Source organism: Mesorhizobium sp. 1M-11, from assembly GCF_001303895.1.
Taxonomy (GTDB): Bacteria; Pseudomonadota; Alphaproteobacteria; order Rhizobiales; family Rhizobiaceae; genus Mesorhizobium.
Genome location: NZ_LJSD01000001.1, coordinates 221,931 through 241,085, shown reverse-complemented (window position 1 = coordinate 241,085; position 19,155 = coordinate 221,931). Strand labels below are relative to the sequence as shown.

Here is a 19,155-nt window from a genome sequence, read left to right as displayed (position 1 = left end):
AATGCATACCACGGTTTTTGCGAAAAGACTTTCCTTTGTTATATCCATGTGAATATATCGCTGATGAGCCTATGGCTGGATGTCTTGGTGAATCAGGGAGAGGTTGATGATACGCAAAGGTCTGATTGCGGCGCTTGCCGCGGGCGGGATGGCGACCATGCTGGCGGTGTCTGCAGCACGTGCGGACGAGCAGCTTGTCGTTTTTGCCGCCGCCAGCCTCAAGAACGCGCTTGATGAGGTCAACAAGGCCTGCGAGAAAGATGTCGGCGAGGCTGCCAAGATTTCCTATGCGGCGAGCTCGGCGCTGGCCAAGCAGATCGAAGAGGGCGCGCCGGCTGATATCTTTGTCTCGGCTGATCTCGACTGGATGAAATATCTCTCCGACAAGAAGCTGACCAAGCCTGATACCGAGGTGAAGCTGCTCGGCAATCAGATCGTGCTGGTGGCGCCCAAGGATTCCAAGGCGGAAGTCAAGGTCGAGAAGGGTTTCGACCTCGCCAAGGTGATTGGTGATGGCAAACTTGCCATGGGGGATTTCAAAGCAGTGCCAGCCGGCAAATACGGCAAGGCCGCGCTGGAATCGCTTGGTGTCTGGTCTTCGGTGGAAGGCAAGGTGGCGCAGGCCGAGAACGTCCGCGCAGCACTCAAACTGGTGGCTACCGGCGAGGCCGCCGCCGGCATCGTCTACCAGACCGACGCCAACGCCGAGAAAGGCGTAAAGGTCATCGGTGTTTTCCCGGAAGAGACGCATCCTCCCATCGTCTATCCGGTCGCCCAGACGGCGGAATCCAAGGACAAGGATACGCCGGCTTTCCTGAAGTGCCTGCGCTCTGCTAAGGCAGGCGAGCTTTTCAAGGCGCAGGGGTTCACGCTGCTCGCGCCGACCCAGTGAGGCATTGCCGATGAGGCATACTAAGCGAGCATGAACTGGCTGCTGGACCTCAGCCCTGACGAATGGAATGCGGTCCGGCTGTCCATCAAGGTCGCCACCGTTGCGATGCTGGTCAGCCTGCCGATCGGCATCGCGGTGGCGTTGCTTCTGGCTCGTGGCAGATTCTGGGGCAAAACGCTGCTCAACGGCATCGTGCACCTGCCATTGATCCTGCCACCGGTGGTGACTGGCTATCTGCTGCTGCTCGCCTTCGGTCGGCGCGGACCGGCTGGTGCCTTTTTTGCCGACTATTTTGGTCTCGTCTTTTCTTTCCGCTGGACCGGCGCGGCATTGGCATGCGGCGTGATGGGCTTTCCGCTGATGGTGAGGGCGATCCGCCTTTCCATCGAGGCGGTGGATCGCAAGCTCGAAGCAGCCGCCGGCACGCTAGGCGCCAGCCCGCTCTGGGTCTTCGCCACCGTCACACTCCCGCTGATCCTGCCCGGCATGATCGCCGGCGCCATTCTCTCCTTCGCCAAGGCGATGGGTGAATTTGGCGCGACCATCACCTTCGTTTCCAACATTCCGAACGAGACCCAGACGCTGCCTTCGGCGATCTACACCTTCACGCAGGTGCCGGGCGGTGACGAAGGTGCGTTGAGGCTGACCCTCATCAGCATCGTCATTTCGATGGCTGCCCTGATCGCCTCCGAAGTGTTGGCGCGCCGTGTCGGCCGCAGAATGGACATCGAATGAGCGTCTTGGTCGATATCGGCCACCGGCAAGGCGGCTTTTCGCTCGAGGCGGCTTTCGAGAGTTCGGGCCGCCTGACGGCGCTTTTCGGTCCTTCCGGTTCCGGCAAGACTTCACTGATCAACGCCATAGCGGGATTGATCCGGCCCGAGCGAGGGCTCATCGCCGTTGACGGTCGTGTATTGGTCGACACCAAAGAGGGTGTCTTCGTGCCGAGGCACAAGCGGCGCATCGGCATGGTGTTCCAGGATGCGCGGCTTTTCCCGCATCTGAGCGTGGCGGCCAATCTCCGATATGGCCGCTGGTTCACGCCGGCGGCTGAACGCTACGGCGATATACCCGCGGTGGTCGAACTGCTGGGCATCGGTCATCTGCTCGACCGTCGGCCGGCCAAACTTTCCGGCGGCGAAAAGCAGCGCGTTGCGATCGGCCGGGCGCTGCTGGCCAGCCCGAAGCTGCTTTTGATGGACGAGCCGCTGGCCTCGTTGGATGAGGCACGCAAGGCTGAAATTCTACCCTATATCGAGCGCCTGCGCGACGAAACGAAAATCCCGATCGTCTATGTCAGCCATTCGGTTGCCGAAGTGGCGCGACTGGCAAGCGATGTGGTGGTGATGGCGCAAGGCAAGGTTGCCGCCGCTGGTCCGACCACCGAGATCATGCAGCGGCTCGACCTGCTTTCCCATGAAGAGCGTGTGGAAGGCGGCGCTGTGCTGGACACGCGCGTGCTGCATCACGATGAGCGGTTCGGCATGACCGTGCTGGGTTCACCGGCAGGTGAGATCCGCGTTCCTTATCTGCGGGCGATTGTCGGCCAACCGGTGAGGGTTCGCATCCGTGCGCGAGACGTGATGATCGCAACCGAGCAGCCGCATGGCCTGAGCGCACTCAACGTGCTGGCCGGTCGCGTCGCGGCGATCGAGCCGGGCGAGGGGGCAGCCATAGAGGTCAGGATCGACTGCAACGGGGTGACGGTGATGGCGCGCATCACGCGGCAGTCGCAGCATGCGCTGTCGCTCGTCTCCGGTCGTGACGTGTTTGCGGTCATCAAGACCGTGAGTTTCGATCAGGCCAATATGGCGGCCGCTCCGAAGGAACAATTCGACGCCTGATGCGCCCTCTTGTCACGCGCTATTCTCATATGGAATAACGGTGGCGATAAAAAATAACGGCGCCCCAGATATGGACGCGGGAGGAAAGCATGCCTTCGCTCAGCCTGCGGATCAATCTCGACCCGGACGGCCGCATCGGCCCCGGCAAGATAGAGCTCCTGGAACAGATCGCCGCTTTCGGCTCGATCTCGGCGGCGGCGCGTGGCATGGAAATGTCCTACAAGCATGCCTGGGATCTGGTCGAAGACATGAACCGTGTCTTCGGCAAGCCGTTGGTGGCGGCGCAGACCGGTGGCCGCAAGGGCGGTGGCGCGCAACTGACGGCCGTGGGGCTCGCTGTCGTCAGCCGCTACCGGGCGATCGAGCGGGCTGCCACCGCCGCAGCCCAGGCGCATATGGAGGCCTTGCAGGCTGAAATCGACGCCGCATGAGATGCTCGCGCAGAGCCGGCTATTCTGGCTTCCTCAGCAGATAGGTGTCCATGATCCAGCCCTTGCGCTGGCGGGCGGCCTCGCGGACCTTGATGATTTTGTCTTCGACGTCGCCCAGTCGACCATGAATCAGGATTTCGTCGGCCGTGCCGAGGTAGGCACCCCAGTGGATGGTGGTGTTCTTTTCGGTGACAGTCTGGAAGGAGCATTTGCCGTCCAGCATGACCACGGCGGTATCGGCGTTGCCTGGCAGACCCTCTTCCGTCAATCGGCGGCCTGTCGTGACCAGGAATGGATCGCCGATGCGGTTCAGCGCCATCTTGTGGCCGGCAGCCAGCGCCTGGATGGCGGTGATGCCGGGGATGACTTCCAGCTCGAAGGTGACGTTGCCGCGCCGGTTGACGCGTTCCAGGATGCGCAGCGCGGAATCGTAGAGTGAGGGATCGCCCCAGATCAGGAAGGCGCCATGGCCATCCTCGGTGATCTCCTCGCGGAGCAGGCGCTCGTAGATGTCGGCGATTTCCTCATGCCAGTCATCGACGGTCGCGCGATAAGACGGTGCCGGCTCGGCGCGGACCGGGACGTCGAACTCGACTCGGCGCGATTTCGGGTTGGTGACGAAACGGTCGCAGATTTCGCGGCGCAACTCGGCGAGTTCGTTCTTCTTGGCGCCCTTGTCCGGAATGAAAAGCACGTCGGCACGGTTCAGGCCGTTGATGGCTTGGACCGTCATGTGTTCGGGATTGCCGGCGCCGATGCCGATCACGAGAACCTTGCGCATGCGCGCTGTCCTGCCCGATCCCCGCTGGTCTGTCCAGAGTGGAGAAGCCATGTTCATCGGCGACGATCGAAAGGCTTTGATGCGGCCTTCGAACCAAGTAGGCTCTTGGCGCTTCTTCAGAAGGGAATCGCTAGATGGTTCGCATCGCGCTGACGTTCGGCTTGGCGCTTGCCGTGGCTCCCGCCTTTGCCAACGATTCCACCGCGGAACTTGGCGCTGGCGGGCTTATCCTGTCGCGCAACGATGTCGTCTCGATGGGCAGCGAGGATCTCTTCATTTCACCCGACAAGGTCACGGTCGACTACGTCTTCCGCAACACCTCCGACAAGGATGTGAATACCATTGTCGCCTTCCCGTTGCCGGAGATCGAAGCCAATCCTTATGAGATGCCCTCCATTCCGGAAGAGGGCAGTGACAACTTTCTCGGCTTCGGGGTGACCGTCGATGGCACTGCCGTCAAACCAGAGCTGGAACAAAAGGCTTTTGCCGTTGGCGTCGATGTCAGCGCCGAGTTGAAAGCACAGAACGTGCCGCTTTACCCTTACGGGAAGGCGGCCTTGGCCGCGCTTGCCAAGCTGCCGCAACAGATTGCCGACGATTGGCTGGCCCGCGGCATCATCGTCATGGATCAGTTTGACGACGGCTCCGGCTGGAAAAGCGTGCGCTCACCTTACTGGCAATTGCGCTCGACTTTCTGGTGGCGTGCGACCTTTCCGGCCGGCAAGCCGGTGCATGTCTCGCATCGCTACAAGCCAAGTGTCGGCGCAACCGTAGGCTTGACCTTCTTCAGTGATGGCAAGTTCCAGGGCGAGTATGACAATTACAAACGCCGCTACTGCATGGATGAGGCCTTCGAGGCGGCGGTGCGCAAGGCACAGAAGGACAATACCGACAGCAGTCCGCAACTCTATGAGAGCCGCATCGCCTATATCCTGACCACCGGCGGCAACTGGGCGACTGGAAGCATCGGCAAGTTCAAGCTCACGGTGGACAAGATCGATGCTCGGTCGCTCGTCTCCTTCTGCGGCACGGGCGTGAAGAAGACTGGACCAACCACCTTCGAGATGACCGCAGAGGATTTCGTGCCCGAGCGCGACATCGATATCCTCCTGCTCGATCGACCTGAAAATGGAAATGGCAACTGATGCGCGTCTCGATCCATGTTGCCATCGCCGAAAACGGCGTGATTGGCCGCGAGGGCGGCTTGCCTTGGCGGCTTTCCACAGACCTGAAGCGCTTCAAGGCCGATACGCTGGGCAAGCCGGTGGTGATGGGCCGCAAGACCTGGGAAAGTTTCCCCAGGCGCCCATTGCCGGAGCGACTGAACATCGTGGTCACCCGCGAGCGCTCCTATCAAGCAGAAGGTGCGGAAGTGGTGGCCTCTCTGGATGACGGCCTGACGCTGGCCCGCATACGCGGCCGCTGCACGGCGGGTGCGGATGAAATCTGCGTCATTGGCGGCGGCCAGATCTATGCGCAAGCGCTGCCATTGGCAGACCGGCTGCATGTCACGCACGTGCTGGCTTCGATTGATGGCGACACTTCCTTCCCACCGATCGATCCCGGGACGTGGCGTATCGTCAGTTCCGAAGACATTCCGGCCGGCGAGAAAGACAGCCATCCGACGCGTCATGTCGTCTACGAAAGGCGTGCCCGCGTTTAGAGCGGCGCGTTTGCCGGACGCGCAAAGGAGGCTCCAAAACTTTGAATCAGCGCATCGCGCTCTCCGAAAATCGGCTCTGAATTTCGCGCCGATGCGTTAACCACGACAAAGCGTCGCGGCCAAACTGCAGCTAAGAACCGCGCATTGGAAGGCTGGTGCGTTGAAAGCGCGCGGAGGCATCCCTATAGAAGGACAACAAGGATTTTGCGCCGGCTCCGGCGCGTGAGGGAATCCCAGCGAAAGGACATTCATGCCCTGGAACGACAAGAGTGGCGGTGGAGGCGGCCCCTGGGGAGGTGGCGGCGGTAATAATCAGGGCCCATGGGGGCAAGGTCCACGTGGACCGAGCGGCCCACAAGGCTCGCCGCCCGATCTCGAAGACATCATCCGCCGCGGGCAAGACCGGTTGCGCAGCGCGCTTCCCGGCGGTGGCGGCAGCCCGGCGGTCTATCTTCTGATCGCACTCGTGCTGATTGCCGGCTGGCTCTTCAAGGCCATCTATACGGTTCAGCCGGACGAGGTGGCGGTGGAGTTGCGCTTCGGCAAGCCGAAGGAACAGCTCTCAGAGCCCGGTCTGCATTTCCACTGGTGGCCGATCGAAACGGTCGAGACCGCCAAGATTTCCGAACAACTGGTCAATATCGGCGGTGGTGCCCGCAGCGGCAACACATCCGGATTGATGCTGTCGGGGGACCAGAACATCGTCAATGTTCAGTTTTCCGTGGCCTATCAGGTGTCAGACCCACGCGCCTTTTTGTTCGACGTCGCCGATCCGGACGAAATGCTGAGGCAGGTTGCCGAAAGCGCGATGCGCGAGGCCGTTGGCCGGCGTCCGGCGCAGGACATCTTCCGCGACGATCGGCAGGGCATCGCTATGGCCGTGCGCGAGAACATCCAGGCGACGCTCGACAGTTACAAGGCAGGGCTCAACGTGAACGCCGTATCCATCGAGGATGCCGCGCCGCCACGTGAAGTGGCCGATGCCTTCGACGAGGTGCAGCGTGCCGAGCAGGATGAAGACCGTTACGTGGAAGAGTCGAACCAGTACTCCAACCAGAAGCTCGGCCAAGCCCGCGGTCAGGCAGCCCAGGTCCGCGAAGAGGCGGCTGCGTACAAGAACCGCGTCGTGCAGGAAGCGCAAGGTGAGGCGCAGCGTTTCATCTCGATCTATGACGAATACGCGAAGGCGCCGGATGTGACGCGCCGGCGCATGTATCTGGAAACGATGGAGAGGGTTCTGAGGGATTCCAGCAAGGTGATCGTCGAGCCGAATGGCAATGGCCAGGGTGTTTTGCCTTACCTGCCTTTGCCGGCACTGCAGCCGAAGACCCCGGGAGGTAACCAGTAATGGCCAATCGTCTTCCCGCGATCATCGTCGCAATCGCCGTCATATTGTTCCTGCTCTATTCGTCGGTCTTCGTGGTCAACGCCCGCCAGCAGGCGATCGTGCTGCGTTTCGGCGAGATCATCGACGTCAAGACCGATCCCGGCATCTACTTCAAGGCGCCGTTCCCGTTCTTCGATGCCGACACCGTGCAACTCATCGAAAAGCGTGTCTTGCGTTTTGACCTCGACAATATCCGTGTCCAGGTTTCGGGCGGCAAGTTCTACGAGGTCGATGCCTTCATCGCCTATCGCATTTCCAATCCACGCGTCTTCCGCTCAGCGGTTTCCGGCCAGATCGAACTGGCAGAGCAGCGGCTGAAGACGCGTCTGGATGCATCGCTGCGCCGGGTCTACGGCCAGCGCGCTTTCGAGGCCGCTCTTTCCGAAGAGCGCGGCATCATGATGCGTGAGGTGCGTGACCAGTTGCGCCCGGACGCCACGTCACTCGGTCTGGAGATCGACGATGTGCGCATCCGCCGGACCGACCTGACGGCGGAGGTCTCGCAACAGACCTTTGACCGCATGAAGGCTGAGCGTCTGGCGGAGGCCGAGCGGCTGAGAGCACGCGGTAATGAAGCCGCCCAACGCATCAGGGCCCGCGCCGACCGCGAAGTGGTCGAGATCGTTGCAGAGGCGAACAAGGAATCGGAGATCCTGCGCGGTGAGGGCGATGCAGAACGCAGTGCCATCTTCGCCAACGCCTACAATCGCGACGCCGCATTCTTCGATTTCTACCGGTCGATGAACGCCTATGGCACAGCGCTCGACAACACCGGCACCACGATGCTTTTGTCGCCGAACTCAGAGTTCTTCCGGTATTTCCGCGATCCGGCGGGCACTGCGCCGGCAGCAACGCCTAAGCCTGCGCAATAGATTCGTGCAGGATTTTCTCGCCGCCATGGGCCTGGTTCTCGTCGTCGAGGGCCTCGTCTATGGCGGTTTTCCACGTTTGGCCAAGCGGCTCGCCACGGATGTTCTCGCCATGCCGGAAGGCATGCTGAGAATTGGTGGGCTGGCAGCGATCGCTCTTGGTGTTGGCATCGTTTGGCTGGTGCGTGGCTGAGAGGAGCTCAGTCCAGTCCGGGGATTTATCCTCCGCCGGGTGGTCAGGGCCGCAAACGTGCCTTATTTCTTTCCACACTGGCGACATGCCGTTGAAAACACTCTTGCTGATTTGCCGGGAGGCCCCGATGAAGTCCGAACCGATCCTGCGTGCGGCAAGAAAGACGCTTGCCGCCGCTACCGCCGCACTGATGCTTGGCACGGTCGCCATTCCATCCGCTGTCGCACAGACACAAGCTCCCGCCGCAACACAGGCGGCGCCCGCTGCCAATGGTCCGGCTTCGGTGGCCGACCTCGCTCAGGGGCTGCTCGGTGCGGTCGTCAACATCTCGACATCGCAAACGGTGAAGGGAAGCGAAGGTCCAGGCGCCGTGCCGATGCCACAGTTGCCGGAAGGTTCGCCCTTCCAGGACTTCTTCGATGATTTCTTCAAGGATCGAGGCGGCCAAAAGGGCGGCGGCTCGCAGAAGGTTCAGTCGCTCGGTTCCGGCTTCGTGGTCGATGCCGTCGAAGGCATCGTGGTCACGAACAACCACGTCATTGCGGATGCCGACGACATCGAGGTGAATTTCTCCGATGGGGTGACGCTGAAGGCGAAACTGATCGGTACCGACACCAAAACGGATATCGCCGTGCTGAAGGTGGACCCCAAGGGCCACAAGCTGACGGCGGTGAAATTCGGCGATTCCAACAAGATGCGCATCGGCGACTGGGTAATGGCAATCGGCAACCCGTTCGGCCTTGGCGGCACCGTCACAGTCGGTATCGTCTCGGCGCGCAACCGCGACATCAATTCCGGTCCCTACGACGACTTCATCCAGACCGATGCAGCCATCAATCGCGGCAATTCCGGCGGTCCGCTGTTCAACATGAACGGCGAAGTCATCGGCATCAACACCGCCATCATCTCACCATCGGGTGGTTCGATCGGCATCGGCTTCTCGATCCCGTCCCAGCTTGCCGTCGGCGTCGTCGACCAGTTGCGTCAATTCGGCGAGACGAGGCGCGGCTGGCTGGGCGTACGCATCCAGCCCGTTACGAAGGACATTGCCGAGAGCCTCGGCATGGCGGAGCCGAAGGGCGCACTGGTCGCCGGTATCATCAAGGGTGGTCCGGTCGACAATGGTTCGATCCAGGCCGGTGACGTCATCACCAAATTCGACGGCAAGGATATCGAAGAAACGCGCGATCTGCCGCGCGTCGTCGCCGAGAGTCCGGTCGGCAAGGCCGTCGATGTGATCATCGTCCGCAAGGGCAAGGAGCAGACGGTCAAGGTTACACTCGGTCGGCTCGAGGACGGCGAGAAGCTGGCCGACGCGGAAGGGAAGGGTGAGCCCGGTAAGGATGACAAGGCGGCACCTGTTGCTGCAGCCACCGTGCTCGGCATGTCGATTGGCGAACTGAACGATGATACCCGCGGCAAGTTCGGCATTGCCGCGGACGTTTCAGGCGTGGTTGTCACGGAGGTCGCCAAGGATTCGGCGGCGGCCGAGCGTGGCATTCAGGCGGGCGAAGTGATCACCGAGATCGGACAGGAGTCGGTGGCGACGCCGAAGGAAGTCGTCGACCGGATCGCCTCGCTGAAGCAGCAAGGCCGTAAGAACGCATTGTTGATGCTCGCTTCCAAAACCGGTGAGCTGCGCTTCGTGACCGTGCGAATGGATTGATTCCGGAAATCTCTGGAATCCATTGATCCTGAATCAAAAAAGGGCGGCTAGTTGGCCGCCCTTTTTTGTTCTTCCCAGTCTTTGCGCTTCAGGCTGTAGAAGGCATGAGGGCGCAGATGCGGGTGACTTTCGGGGACGCTCGGATGATCGAAATCGCGCGAGGGATCGGCCGTCATGCCGATCCTTTCCATCACGGCAGTCGAACGGCGGTTATCGCGTACCGCGAAAGAAACGATCTCGTCGTGGCCAAGTGTTTCGAAGCCGAACGTCAGCCATGCACGGGCTGCTTCAGAGACATAACCGTGCCCCCAGAATTCCGGCGCCAGGCGCCAGCCGATCTCAAGGGTTCCTGCCGGCAGGAAGGGCACGTGCTCCGTGCCGGTAAGGCCGACGAAGCCTATGCACTCACGGGTGGCAATGATCTCTGCAGCGGCGAAGCCGAAGCCCTTGCGCTCGATATTGTCGCGCATCTCGCCGATTTTCGCATCCGCCTCGGCGCGGGTTCGGCGGAACGGAAAGAATTCCATCACGCGTTCGTCGCTGTTGATGCGGAAGAACAGTTCGCGATCGCGATCTTCCCAGTTGCGCAGGATCAGTCTTTTCGTGCGGATCGGCTTCATTTGACGAAATCCTCGCGTCGGTAGCCTTGCAGATAGAGCAGGGCGGTGAGGTCGCCATGGTCGATACGGACCTTGGCTTCGGCTGCAACTGACGGCTTGGCATGAAGCGCGACGCCAGTGCCGGAAAGCCGGATCATGTCGAGGTCGTTGGCACCATCGCCGACAGCCATGGCATCCGCAGGCGTGAGGCCAAGCCTTGCCGAAATATCGTGGAGCGCTTCTGCTTTGGCTGCGCGGCCTAAAATAGGCTCGGCAACCTCGCCGGTGAAGCGGCCGTTCGCCTCGATCAGCCGGTTGGCACGGTTCTCGTGGAAGCCGAGCATGGTGGCGATGCGGTTTGTGAAGACGTCAAAGCCGCCGGAGACGAGCGCGGTGTGGGCTCCGGCCCTGCGCATCGTCTGCACCAGGGCGCGGCCACCCGACGCAAGCGTCAGCCGGTTGGCGATGATGTGGCCAACCACTGCATTGTCGAGATCCTTGAGCAGCGCGACGCGTTCACGTAAAGCCGGCTCGAAGGCGATCTCGCCGTTCATGGAACGCGCGGTAATCGCCGCAACCTTCTCCTTCAGCCCGACCTCGTCGGCCAGCTCATCGATGCATTCCTGATCGATCATGGTGGAATCCATGTCGGCAATGAGGATCTTTTTGCGGCGCGTGGCGTCTTCCTGAACGGCGATGTCTACGGGTTCCGAAGCAAGCGTATGCTGCAGCGTCGCTGCAATCTCGGCGTCATCGATGCCGTCGGGCAGGATAAGATCACAGGCAATGGCTTCGCCAAGCCAGCGCGTTGCGCTTGCACCGACCGCCTGCGAGGCCTTATGCGCAAGAGCTGGCGTGAGTGCGCCGCCGGTTGGACTGGAGACGAGCGTGGCAACAAGCAGCATGGAGGCGATCCTGGGAAAGGCGGCGCAAGAGGGCCGCGTGAAGGACGCGATCCTGATAGCCGGCCCGACTGCCAGCGGCAAGTCGGCGCTGGCTCTCGAAATCGCCGAGCATGTCGACGGTGTCATCGTGAACACCGATTCCATGCAGGGTTATTCGATCCTCAATGTATTGACCGCACGTCCGGGAGCTGACGACTTGGCTCGCGTTCCACATTTTCTTTATGGCCACGTTCCCCCCTCGACCGCCTATTCGACTGGAGCGTGGCTCCGTGACGTCTCGGAATTGATCGAAAAGAACGCTCTTGCCGGTCGCCGGCCGGTTTTCGTCGGCGGTACCGGCCTCTATTTCAGGGCGCTCGCCGAAGGAATCTCGGCCATGCCGGATATTCCGCCGCATATCCGCGAGCGCTGGCGTCACGAATTGATAGAGCGCGGTGCACCGCGGCTGCATCGCGAACTGATGCTGAGGGATTCGGCGATGGCCATGCAACTGCGACCAAGCGACGGCCAGCGCATTGCGCGTGCACTGGAGGTCCTGGACGCATCCGGCCGTTCGATCCTGTCCTGGCAAGGTCAGCGCGGCGAGCCGCTGATCGACCGAACCAGCGCGCACTTCTTCGTCATCGAGCCGGACCGTGAAGCGCTGAGAACGCGTATAGACCGACGCTTCGATGCGATGATCGAACAAGGTGCTTTGGAAGAAGTGGGGCAGATCCTCGCTCTCGGTCTCGATCCGGCGCTGCCCGCGATGAAGGCGATCGGCGTGCGTGAGCTGCAAGCCGTTCTGGACGGAGAAATGGATGCCGGGGCGGCGATGGAGCGGGCAAAGATCGCGACACGGCAATATGCCAAGCGCCAATCCACCTGGTTTCGCAATCAACTCGGCGCCGAATGGCAAAGATTGTTGCCAAACGAAACCATGCTGAAGATGGTGCGCGCGGCAATCGAAAAGAAAATTGAATAGACTTTTTAGTATTAACTCTGAAATCGCAAGGATTGTTCAAGTTAACCGCGGCGTAAGCCTGAACGTGCCATAAGGCTCCTGCATCGCTGTGGGCTGGATGGGCATGCGGTTTCATAAGGCTGAGCACGCCTTTTTCGTCTTTATCTTCGTGATCCTTGCCGCAGGCATGGTGACGCTGCACGCCCATGGTTTGCTGGATACCACCGCCGCTCAGATCGACGATGCCGCCGCAACCCATGAAAACATCAGTTATCTGGGTACGCTGCTGTTCGCCGTCGGCGTGCTTTTGGCCACCGCCTTCTTCTTCGGAGTGTTCTTCATTTATCCGCTGATCCGTGACCAGGTACGTGAGGAAGGTAAGCTCAGGGCCATGACGGCTACACTCAGCGCGCGCTCAGTGACGCTGGAGCAGGCGGCGCTGACGGATGGATTGACGGGAATGCAGAACCGTCGCTTCTTCGACGATGCGCTGCGCGAATACATCGCCGAGTTCCGCCGCATCGGCAAACCTGTCGGATTGATGATCCTCGACCTCGACCACTTCAAATCGATCAATGACACGCATGGCCATGATGTAGGCGACGATGTGCTGCGCGCTGTTGCGGATTGTCTGAAAGGCATGACGCGTTATCACGACGTGGTGGCGCGGCTTGGCGGCGAGGAATTCGCCGTTGTCGCACCGAATATGGATGACGAGCTGTTGCGAAAGTTCGCCGAACGTATCCGCAAGGGGGTCGCCAGCCTGGCGGTCCTGAACGGCAATGTGCGGTTGAAGGTTACAACCAGCGTTGGGCTGGCGGTATGGGATACGTCGGAAACGGCCGAGGCATTCTATCGCCGCGCGGACAAGCAGCTCTACGAAGCCAAGCGCCAGGGCCGAAATCGGGTTTGCGCTGCGTGAGCGGGTTTACGCGAAGCGGCAGCTCCAGACATCGAGAGACGATAACCGCGATCCACCGGAAGTGTGGTCAGTCGTTTTGCGGCTTGAGCCCGAACGTCGCCGGCTTGAGGCCATAGCGCGTGTCGAAGTCGTCGTCGGGCTGCGGCCGGGTGGCTATCACCGGCTTGCGATAGTCCGAATCTCCCGCTTGCCGCATTGTGTCGACGGCTTCCGAGAAATTCATCGCCGGCTGCGGCTTCGGCACGTTGCGCAGCCGCTCCACGATACCGGCGAGGTCGACATCGCGGCTGTCTCCAGGCTGCGCTTCCACCGCATGCTTTGCAGCGCCCGGGATCAGGCTGCGATCGATCTTCTCGAATTTCAGCCGCATCGTGGTCGCCACGCCTTCGCCGAAGGCGATCGCCTCGCGCTGGCCCATGGATGACAGGAATGCGAGGCTCGAGGCGGAAGAATCGGCGATGGCCGAGCGGATGATTGCCTGATCCTGCTCATTGGACAGGCGCATGGCGAAGAACGTCGAACATTGCGACAGGATGGTTGGATCGAGTTCGCCAGGTCGCTGGGTCACAACGCCGAGATAGCAGCCATATTTACGGCCTTCCTTGGCGATGCGCGACAGCGCGTGCCGAGTCGGCTCGAAGCCAAGGCGTGGATCGGCGGGCATGTAGCGATGCGCTTCCTCGCATAGGAGCAGCAATCGCAGTTTTCCCTCGCTCCACAGAGCGAGATCGAAGGCAAGGCGGGCCAGAACCGAACAGACCGAGTTGACGACTTCGGATGGCAGGCCGGCCATTTCGAAGCATGTTACCGGGCGGCCATGATGCGGTACGCGGAAGATGTTGCCGATCGTCTCGTGTATGGTGTCATCGATCAGGCGCGAATTGAACATGAAGCGGTAGCGAGGGTCCGCGGCTGCCGATTCAATGCGTATGCGCAGCGACTTCAGTATCGGTCTCTCAGCCTTGCTTTCGAGCAGGCCCATGCGCTCATCGATCTGCTTGATGAGGTCGGCGATACGGTAGGGCACCGGTGTGTCGGCGGTCATGGTATCGGCGCCGCGGCGTGCATAGCCAATGTTGCCCGCGTTTCGGTAGAGGTTCTTGGCGACAGGGATCAGGTCGCGCAGCAGGTCGATCTCTTCGGGCGGCGCCGCCCGGCCACGGAAGATGACTTCCGCCAGTTCCTCCAATTTGAACATCCAGAAGGGCAGATCGAGCGTGGTGGCGTCGATCTTGACGCACTGGTCCTGTAGCGAGGCCGCGAATTCATTGTGCGGATCCAGGATCAGCACCCTGAGATCGGGTCTCGAGGCGATCGCCTTGCGCAATAGCAAGGAGACGGCGGTCGATTTGCCCACGCCGGTGGTGCCGACAACGGCGAAATGGCGAGACAGTGTGTCGTCGATGGCAATGTTGGCAGAAATCGTCTCATCCTGCGACAGTGCGCCGACGGTGATGGCACGACGGCCTGCAAGGTCGTAGACGGCCTCAAGATCACGGCTGCGGATGCGGTGGGCGATCGCGCCGATGTGCGGATAGATCGTGATGCCGCGATCGAACACGGGTCTGGCACCCGGTTCAGCACCGTCGCGCACCTCGCCGACCAGTTCGATATTGACCTCGATCGGGTTTTGTCCGCTGTCGTTCCAGGCGAGATCGGATTTGGAGATGGCGTAGACCAGACCGACCGTGCGGGTGCTTCCCAGATTGATGGAGATCATCTTGCCGACCGACCAATGGCCGGTGACGAAGCCTTCCTCGCCGTCGGCGAAGGCGCTGATGGTGGCGCGAGCGCCGTCGCAGCGAACGACATGGCCGAGGATACGCTTGTCGGTCTGGGCGGCGTCCCGCCGCTCTTGCGATATCGGCTCACCACCGGAAGCTGCACGTTCGACAAACATCAACGAAGAGGGTCCCCACTGCCTTGGCGGATGCTAATCATTCTCGGTTAAGGTCGCGTGTGAGTGGATGGTATAGAGGCGGTTAAAAGCGCCGCGACAATTTGAACAATCGGCGAAACCCTCTTTCGCAACGACGATCATATGATATCTTGGACGTATGTCTTCTATATCGGATGATCTTTCGACAAGGATTGCTGCCCGCATTCGTGCGGAGCGCACAATGAGAAACTGGTCGCTCGCGGAGCTGGCCGACCGGTCCGGTGTCTCCAAGGCGATGCTGAGCGCCATCGAACGCGGTTCGGCGAGCCCGACCGCGCCGATTCTGGTGCGTATCGCCACCTCGTTCGAGCTAACCCTTTCCAGCCTGATCGCGCGTGCCGAACTGCAGGGCGGCAGCGTTGCCCGGCGCAAGGAGCAGCCGGAATGGCGGGATCCCGGCACCGGCTATATCCGGCGGCACCTGTCGCCTCAGACCGACATGCCGCTGGAAATGGTGCAGGTCGAACTCCCAGCCGGTGCACACATCAGCTTGCCGGCGAGCAGCTATGCCTTCATCCGCCAGCAGATATGGCTGATGGAAGGCCGTCTCGATTTCACCGAAGGGGACGTGGTGCACGAGCTCGAACCAGGCGATTGCCTGGCGCTGGGCGCGCCGGCCGACTGCGTCTTCCATGCGCCAGGGCCGGAACCTGCCCGCTATCTCACCGTGCTCATCAGGACATGATCATGCCGCGTCTGCCGAGACGAAACCACAATGGCGGGCCGCCGCTCGACGACTACAAGGGACCTGCCTGGGGGAAGGGAGACGCGCATCGCTTCATCCATTGGCGCAGTGCCCATAAGGCAGCCTGGAAGCCGAAATCGCGTGACATCGCCTTGTTCAGGCTGGCCAAAGCCGAAGCGGTTGGTCTGACCTATGAGGAATACACGCTGGAATTGCTCGAACGCGGTCGGCATCTCAGCGCCGACGACGGCGCGCGTGTCGATGAGATCAAACGTTCCCGCAAACGCCGCAATTTCAGTCATTTTGACTGAGTTCTGCACTCCAATCAGAAAACCAAAATGACTGCAATTGACATCAGACCACTCGCCGGTTCGGCTGAGACGATAGAAACGCTGGCTGAAATCCTGGTTGAGACGGTTGCCGCTGGCGGATCGGTCAGTTTCATGCATCCGCTTTCCTTGGATGCAGCGAAGACATTCTGGACCGAAGCGATGGCTGCCGCGCTGCGTGGCGAAAGGGCGATCCTGGGGGCTTTCGACAATGACGCCCTCGTCGGTACCGTGACCCTTCTGCTCAATCTGCCGCCAAATCAGCCGCACCGCGCCGAGATCGCCAAGCTGATGACGCGGCATAGCCATCGGGGCAGGGGTATCGCGACCAGGCTGATGCTTGCTGCAGAAGAGCTCGCCATACGGCAGCAGCGCACGCTCCTTGTCCTCGACACCGCAACGGATGGCGGTGCGGGTTCTCTTTATAAGAGACTCGACTTCACACTCGCCGGCGAGATCCCGGACTATGCCCTGAAACCGCATGGAGGTCTCAGCGGAACGCTGCTGTTCTGGAAACGCATCGGATCGTCCGACCCGTCGCTCGCGGTTGCGACCGCAATGGAGGCCTGAAGCTATGTCATTCGCGATCGCGCTCGAAGATCCGGCCAAGCCCGAAATCATCGCCTTGCTCGAGGACGGTGAACGCTATGGCGCTTCGCTTTACCCCGCCGAAAGCAATCATTTCCTGTCGATCGACGAACTGCGCGCCGACAATGTCCGGTTCGCAGTGGCGCGGGATGCCGATGGGGTTGCCGTCGCAACCGGTGCGCTGGCGCTCAATGAGAGTTGGGCAGAGTTGAAGCGTATGTGGGTGGTGCCGACGGTGCGGGGCAGGGGCTTGTCCAAGGCGCTGCTCATCGAGCTGGAAGACAGGGCGCGGGAGGCCGGCGTCACCTGGTTGCGGCTCGAGACCGGTATCGCCAATCACGAGGCGCTCGGCCTCTACGAGCGCACCGGTTTTGTCCGCATCGGGCCGTTTGGCGACTACCGTCCTGATCCGCTGAGCGTCTTCATGGAGAAGCGGCTGGACTGAAATTCTTCAGAGCAATTTGAAAAATGAACCGGGCCGGTCCAACGCGCCGGCCCGGCCGCCCACCGCCTAACCCTTGTGATGCACTTGCTGCAGTCCGTAGACCGGCGTCGGAATGCCGGCATGGCGAGCCTTCAGTTGCAGGGACAGGAACTGCGAATAGTGGCGCGACTGGTGCAGGTTGCCGCCATGGAACCACAGGGCCTCCTGCTGCGTCGGCTTCCACATATTGCGCTGCTCGCCTTCCCAGGGTCCTGGATCCTTGGTGGTGCTGGAGCCGAGACCCCAGCATTTTCCGACCTTGTCGGCAACGTCCTGGCTGATCAGCTCCGCTGCCCAGCCATTCATCGAGCCATAGCCCGTAGCATAGACGATGACGTCGGCCGGCAGCTCAGTGCCGTCGTCGAGCAGCACGGAGTGTTCCTTGATCTCCTGGACCTGGCCGCGCTTCAGCTTGATCTCGCCATCGATGATCAGTTGCGAGGCGCCGATGTCGATGTAGTAGCCCGAGCCGCGGCGCAGATATTTCATGAACAGGCCGGAGCCGTCGTCACCCCAGTCCAGCATGAAGCCGGCTTTTTCCAGCCCGTCATAGAATTTGACGTCGCGTTCCTTCATCTGCTGGTAGAGCGGGATCTGGAATTCATGCAGGATCTTGTAGGGCACGGAAGCGAAGATCAGGTCGGCCTTGGCCGTGGTGACACCATTTGCCACTGCCTGCTCCGAATAAAGCGGCCCCAGCCCGATCTCCATCAACGTATCGGACTTGACGATATGGGTGGTCGAGCGCTGCACCATGGTGACGTCGACGCCGTTTTCCCAAAGGGCGGCGCAGATGTCGTGAGCGGAGTTGTTGGAGCCGATGACGACCGCCTTCTTGCCCGCGTATCGATCCGGCCCCGGATGCTTGGAGGAATGGTGCTGGTCGCCCTTGAAGGTCTCCATGCCCTTGTATTTCGGCAAATTGGGCCGGCCAGACATGCCGGTGGCCAATACGAGCTGTTTGGGTCTCAGCACGATATCCTTGCCATCGCGCCGCACCGTGACGGTCCATTCCTTGTTCTTGTCGTCATAGGACGCGCTTTTGGCCTCGGTTGAGGGCCAATAGTTCAGTTCCATCACCTTGGTGTACATTTCCAGCCAGTCGCCGATCTTGTCCTTGGGCGAGAAGACCGGCCAGTTCTTCGGGAAGTCGATATAGGGCAGGTGGTCGTACCAGACCGGGTCGTGCAGGCAGAGCGACTTATAGCGTTTGCGCCAGGAATCGCCCGGGCGTTCGTTGCGTTCCACGATGATGGTGGGCACGCCGAGCTGCCGCAGCCGCGCGCCCAGCGCGATGCCGCCCTGGCCGCCGCCGATGATGAGCGTATGGGGCTGGGTGGCAAAGCCGAGTTCGGCTTGCTCTTTCTCGCGCTCCTCCTTCCAGCTCGGCCGATTCTTGCCCTGGCCATGCTTGGCGCCGAGCGGACGGGTGAAGCCCGCCTTCTCTTCATGACCCTTCAATTCCGCCATGGTGGTGAGCAGCGTCCAGATCTTGCCATCCTTCAGCCGGATGTGGCCGTAGCCGCGCGCCGCTTCGGTTTCGAAAGTGATCCAGCTCTCCAGCAGCCCGTCGCTTTCCGTTGCATCTTCGCCCTGGGCAATCGCGAAGTTCGACGGCTTGATGGCGCCAAGCTGGCTCTTCAGCATGGTGCGGATCTGATCGTGTCCCTCCATCGTCTTGAGGTTCCAGGTGAAGGTGACAAGGTCGCGCCAATAGCAGTCGTCCTGGAAGAAGGAGACGGCTTTTTCGATGTCGCTGGCTGCAAGTGCGGCTCCAAAATCGGCGAGCAGTTTGGAAAGCTTTGCGTTGGGGGCCTTGTCGAGCATGCGGGGTTCCTCCCTTTGGAAACGTGACGATCGTTGCGGCTATGCCGATCCTCCGGCCGGTCGCGGAAAGTATCGGCAGAGACGGCCGCTTTCGTCACGCCCCACCATAGTTTGGTGCGATTTCAAGAGGTTATAGCGGTGTGGCCCTGTTGAGGGGCGTGCTCGCGGGAACGTGATAGAGCCTGCCCCAATACCGTCTCGCTGCTTT

The 19,155-nt window shown here is 61.1% G+C and carries 21 protein-coding genes; 16 read left to right on the top strand and 5 right to left on the bottom strand.

Going from position 1 to position 19,155, the window contains the following annotated elements; genetic code table 11:
- The first annotated feature begins 106 nt into the window (after positions 1 to 106).
- The 4 genes from modA (at position 107) to AO692_RS01100 (ending at position 3,167) form a co-directional block, all read left to right on the top strand.
- On the top strand, positions 107 to 892 hold the full coding sequence (gene modA / locus AO692_RS01115) for a molybdate ABC transporter substrate-binding protein (RefSeq protein ID WP_054308178.1): 786 nt from the start codon (positions 107 to 109) through the stop codon (positions 890 to 892).
- Between the two features lie 30 nt (positions 893 to 922).
- Positions 923 to 1,627 (top strand): molybdate ABC transporter permease subunit, encoded by a 705-nt coding sequence (gene modB / locus AO692_RS01110; protein ID WP_054308177.1) that lies wholly within the window; start codon positions 923 to 925, stop codon positions 1,625 to 1,627.
- Positions 1,624 to 2,736, top strand: coding sequence for a molybdenum ABC transporter ATP-binding protein (gene modC / locus AO692_RS01105; RefSeq protein WP_054308176.1), 1,113 nt, complete (start codon positions 1,624 to 1,626; stop codon positions 2,734 to 2,736). The genes modB and modC overlap by 4 nt, the downstream gene beginning before the upstream one ends.
- Positions 2,737 to 2,825: 89 nt before the next feature.
- Positions 2,826 to 3,167, top strand: coding sequence for a winged helix-turn-helix domain-containing protein (locus AO692_RS01100; RefSeq protein WP_054308175.1), 342 nt, complete (start codon positions 2,826 to 2,828; stop codon positions 3,165 to 3,167).
- A gap of 19 nt (positions 3,168 to 3,186) precedes the next feature.
- On the opposite strand, the gene cobF is transcribed toward AO692_RS01100, so the two are convergent.
- A complete protein-coding gene (gene cobF, locus AO692_RS01095) occupies positions 3,187 to 3,948 on the bottom strand; it encodes a precorrin-6A synthase (deacetylating) (RefSeq protein WP_054308174.1) in 762 nt (253 codons plus the stop codon).
- Between the two features lie 134 nt (positions 3,949 to 4,082).
- On the opposite strand from cobF, the gene AO692_RS01090 reads away from it, so the two are divergent.
- From AO692_RS01090 to AO692_RS01065, 6 genes are all read left to right on the top strand, one after another.
- A complete protein-coding gene (locus AO692_RS01090; RefSeq protein ID WP_054308173.1) occupies positions 4,083 to 5,093 on the top strand; it encodes a DUF4424 domain-containing protein in 1,011 nt (336 codons plus the stop codon).
- On the top strand, positions 5,093 to 5,611 hold the full coding sequence (locus AO692_RS01085; RefSeq protein ID WP_054308172.1) for a dihydrofolate reductase: 519 nt from the start codon (positions 5,093 to 5,095) through the stop codon (positions 5,609 to 5,611). The genes AO692_RS01090 and AO692_RS01085 overlap by 1 nt, the downstream gene beginning before the upstream one ends.
- A 250-nt stretch (positions 5,612 to 5,861) precedes the next feature.
- Entirely contained in the window at positions 5,862 to 6,959 is a 1,098-nt protein-coding gene (hflK, locus tag AO692_RS01080; RefSeq protein WP_054308171.1) for an FtsH protease activity modulator HflK, read from the top strand.
- On the top strand, positions 6,959 to 7,870 hold the full coding sequence (locus AO692_RS01075; protein WP_054308170.1) for a protease modulator HflC: 912 nt from the start codon (positions 6,959 to 6,961) through the stop codon (positions 7,868 to 7,870). Before hflK ends, AO692_RS01075 begins: the two co-directional genes overlap by 1 nt.
- A gap of 4 nt (positions 7,871 to 7,874) precedes the next feature.
- Entirely contained in the window at positions 7,875 to 8,060 is a 186-nt protein-coding gene (locus AO692_RS01070; RefSeq protein WP_054308169.1) for a DUF2065 family protein, read from the top strand.
- A gap of 127 nt (positions 8,061 to 8,187) precedes the next feature.
- On the top strand, positions 8,188 to 9,726 hold the full coding sequence (locus AO692_RS01065) for a DegQ family serine endoprotease (RefSeq protein ID WP_054308168.1): 1,539 nt from the start codon (positions 8,188 to 8,190) through the stop codon (positions 9,724 to 9,726).
- A gap of 47 nt (positions 9,727 to 9,773) precedes the next feature.
- Here AO692_RS01065 and AO692_RS01060 read toward each other — a convergent pair whose 3' ends face one another.
- Both AO692_RS01060 and serB read right to left on the bottom strand, forming a co-directional pair.
- Positions 9,774 to 10,346 (bottom strand): GNAT family N-acetyltransferase, encoded by a 573-nt coding sequence (locus tag AO692_RS01060; RefSeq protein WP_054308167.1) that lies wholly within the window; start codon positions 10,344 to 10,346, stop codon positions 9,774 to 9,776.
- Entirely contained in the window at positions 10,343 to 11,230 is an 888-nt protein-coding gene (gene serB, locus AO692_RS01055) for a phosphoserine phosphatase SerB (protein ID WP_082407159.1), read from the bottom strand. Before serB ends, AO692_RS01060 begins: the two co-directional genes overlap by 4 nt.
- On the opposite strand from serB, the gene miaA reads away from it, so the two are divergent.
- Together miaA and AO692_RS01045 are read left to right on the top strand one after the other, a co-directional pair.
- The gene (gene miaA / locus AO692_RS01050) at positions 11,229 to 12,194 is read left to right on the top strand and encodes a tRNA (adenosine(37)-N6)-dimethylallyltransferase MiaA (RefSeq protein ID WP_054308166.1); all 966 of its coding nucleotides are present in this window, start codon (positions 11,229 to 11,231) and stop codon (positions 12,192 to 12,194) included. The two genes, serB and miaA, sit on opposite strands and share 2 nt — an antisense overlap.
- Positions 12,195 to 12,297: 103 nt before the next feature.
- The gene (locus tag AO692_RS01045) at positions 12,298 to 13,095 is read left to right on the top strand and encodes a GGDEF domain-containing protein (RefSeq protein WP_054308439.1); all 798 of its coding nucleotides are present in this window, start codon (positions 12,298 to 12,300) and stop codon (positions 13,093 to 13,095) included.
- 67 nt (positions 13,096 to 13,162) lie between these two features.
- Here the strand turns inward: AO692_RS01045 and AO692_RS01040 are convergent, their stop codons facing one another.
- Positions 13,163 to 14,995 carry an ATP-binding protein gene (locus AO692_RS01040; protein ID WP_054308165.1) on the bottom strand — a complete coding sequence of 611 codons (1,833 nt, stop codon included), beginning with the start codon at positions 14,993 to 14,995 and terminating at the stop codon, positions 13,163 to 13,165.
- Between the two features lie 157 nt (positions 14,996 to 15,152).
- Here AO692_RS01040 and AO692_RS01035 point away from each other — a divergent pair, with 157 nt between their 5' ends.
- Genes AO692_RS01035 through AO692_RS01020 form a run of 4 tightly spaced genes read left to right on the top strand, consistent with a single transcriptional unit; the run spans position 15,153 to position 17,081 of the window.
- Positions 15,153 to 15,719, top strand: coding sequence for an XRE family transcriptional regulator (locus tag AO692_RS01035; protein ID WP_054308164.1), 567 nt, complete (start codon positions 15,153 to 15,155; stop codon positions 15,717 to 15,719).
- Positions 15,720 to 15,721: 2 nt separating this feature from the next.
- A complete protein-coding gene (locus AO692_RS01030; RefSeq protein WP_054308438.1) occupies positions 15,722 to 16,030 on the top strand; it encodes a hypothetical protein in 309 nt (102 codons plus the stop codon).
- Between the two features lie 27 nt (positions 16,031 to 16,057).
- Positions 16,058 to 16,618 carry a GNAT family N-acetyltransferase gene (locus tag AO692_RS01025; RefSeq protein WP_054308163.1) on the top strand — a complete coding sequence of 187 codons (561 nt, stop codon included), beginning with the start codon at positions 16,058 to 16,060 and terminating at the stop codon, positions 16,616 to 16,618.
- A 4-nt stretch (positions 16,619 to 16,622) separates the two neighbouring features.
- Positions 16,623 to 17,081 (top strand): GNAT family N-acetyltransferase, encoded by a 459-nt coding sequence (locus tag AO692_RS01020; RefSeq protein ID WP_054308162.1) that lies wholly within the window; start codon positions 16,623 to 16,625, stop codon positions 17,079 to 17,081.
- Positions 17,082 to 17,147: 66 nt separating this feature from the next.
- Here the strand turns inward: AO692_RS01020 and AO692_RS01015 are convergent, their stop codons facing one another.
- Positions 17,148 to 18,947, bottom strand: a complete 1,800-nt coding sequence (locus tag AO692_RS01015) for an NAD(P)/FAD-dependent oxidoreductase (protein ID WP_054308161.1) — start codon at positions 18,945 to 18,947, stop codon at positions 17,148 to 17,150.
- Between the last annotated feature and the right edge of the window lie 208 nt (positions 18,948 to 19,155).

Bases quoted from the DNA above. Each gene is read 5' to 3' on its own strand.
- modA (WP_054308178.1), top strand. From the start codon at position 107: ATGATACGCAAAGGTCTGATTGCGGCGCTTGCCGCGGGCGGGATGGCG.
- modB (WP_054308177.1), top strand. From the start codon at position 923: ATGAACTGGCTGCTGGACCTCAGCCCTGACGAATGGAATGCGGTCCGG.
- modC (WP_054308176.1), top strand. From the start codon at position 1,624: ATGAGCGTCTTGGTCGATATCGGCCACCGGCAAGGCGGCTTTTCGCTC.
- AO692_RS01100 (WP_054308175.1), top strand. From the start codon at position 2,826: ATGCCTTCGCTCAGCCTGCGGATCAATCTCGACCCGGACGGCCGCATC.
- cobF (WP_054308174.1), bottom strand. From the start codon at position 3,948: ATGCGCAAGGTTCTCGTGATCGGCATCGGCGCCGGCAATCCCGAACAC.
- AO692_RS01090 (WP_054308173.1), top strand. From the start codon at position 4,083: ATGGTTCGCATCGCGCTGACGTTCGGCTTGGCGCTTGCCGTGGCTCCC.
- AO692_RS01085 (WP_054308172.1), top strand. From the start codon at position 5,093: ATGCGCGTCTCGATCCATGTTGCCATCGCCGAAAACGGCGTGATTGGC.
- hflK (WP_054308171.1), top strand. From the start codon at position 5,862: ATGCCCTGGAACGACAAGAGTGGCGGTGGAGGCGGCCCCTGGGGAGGT.
- AO692_RS01075 (WP_054308170.1), top strand. From the start codon at position 6,959: ATGGCCAATCGTCTTCCCGCGATCATCGTCGCAATCGCCGTCATATTG.
- AO692_RS01065 (WP_054308168.1), top strand. From the start codon at position 8,188: ATGAAGTCCGAACCGATCCTGCGTGCGGCAAGAAAGACGCTTGCCGCC.
- AO692_RS01060 (WP_054308167.1), bottom strand. From the start codon at position 10,346: ATGAAGCCGATCCGCACGAAAAGACTGATCCTGCGCAACTGGGAAGAT.
- miaA (WP_054308166.1), top strand. From the start codon at position 11,229: ATGGAGGCGATCCTGGGAAAGGCGGCGCAAGAGGGCCGCGTGAAGGAC.
- serB (WP_082407159.1), bottom strand. From the start codon at position 11,230: ATGCTGCTTGTTGCCACGCTCGTCTCCAGTCCAACCGGCGGCGCACTC.
- AO692_RS01045 (WP_054308439.1), top strand. From the start codon at position 12,298: ATGCGGTTTCATAAGGCTGAGCACGCCTTTTTCGTCTTTATCTTCGTG.
- AO692_RS01040 (WP_054308165.1), bottom strand. From the start codon at position 14,995: ATGTTTGTCGAACGTGCAGCTTCCGGTGGTGAGCCGATATCGCAAGAG.
- AO692_RS01035 (WP_054308164.1), top strand. From the start codon at position 15,153: ATGTCTTCTATATCGGATGATCTTTCGACAAGGATTGCTGCCCGCATT.
- AO692_RS01030 (WP_054308438.1), top strand. From the start codon at position 15,722: ATGCCGCGTCTGCCGAGACGAAACCACAATGGCGGGCCGCCGCTCGAC.
- AO692_RS01025 (WP_054308163.1), top strand. From the start codon at position 16,058: ATGACTGCAATTGACATCAGACCACTCGCCGGTTCGGCTGAGACGATA.
- AO692_RS01020 (WP_054308162.1), top strand. From the start codon at position 16,623: ATGTCATTCGCGATCGCGCTCGAAGATCCGGCCAAGCCCGAAATCATC.
- AO692_RS01015 (WP_054308161.1), bottom strand. From the start codon at position 18,947: ATGCTCGACAAGGCCCCCAACGCAAAGCTTTCCAAACTGCTCGCCGAT.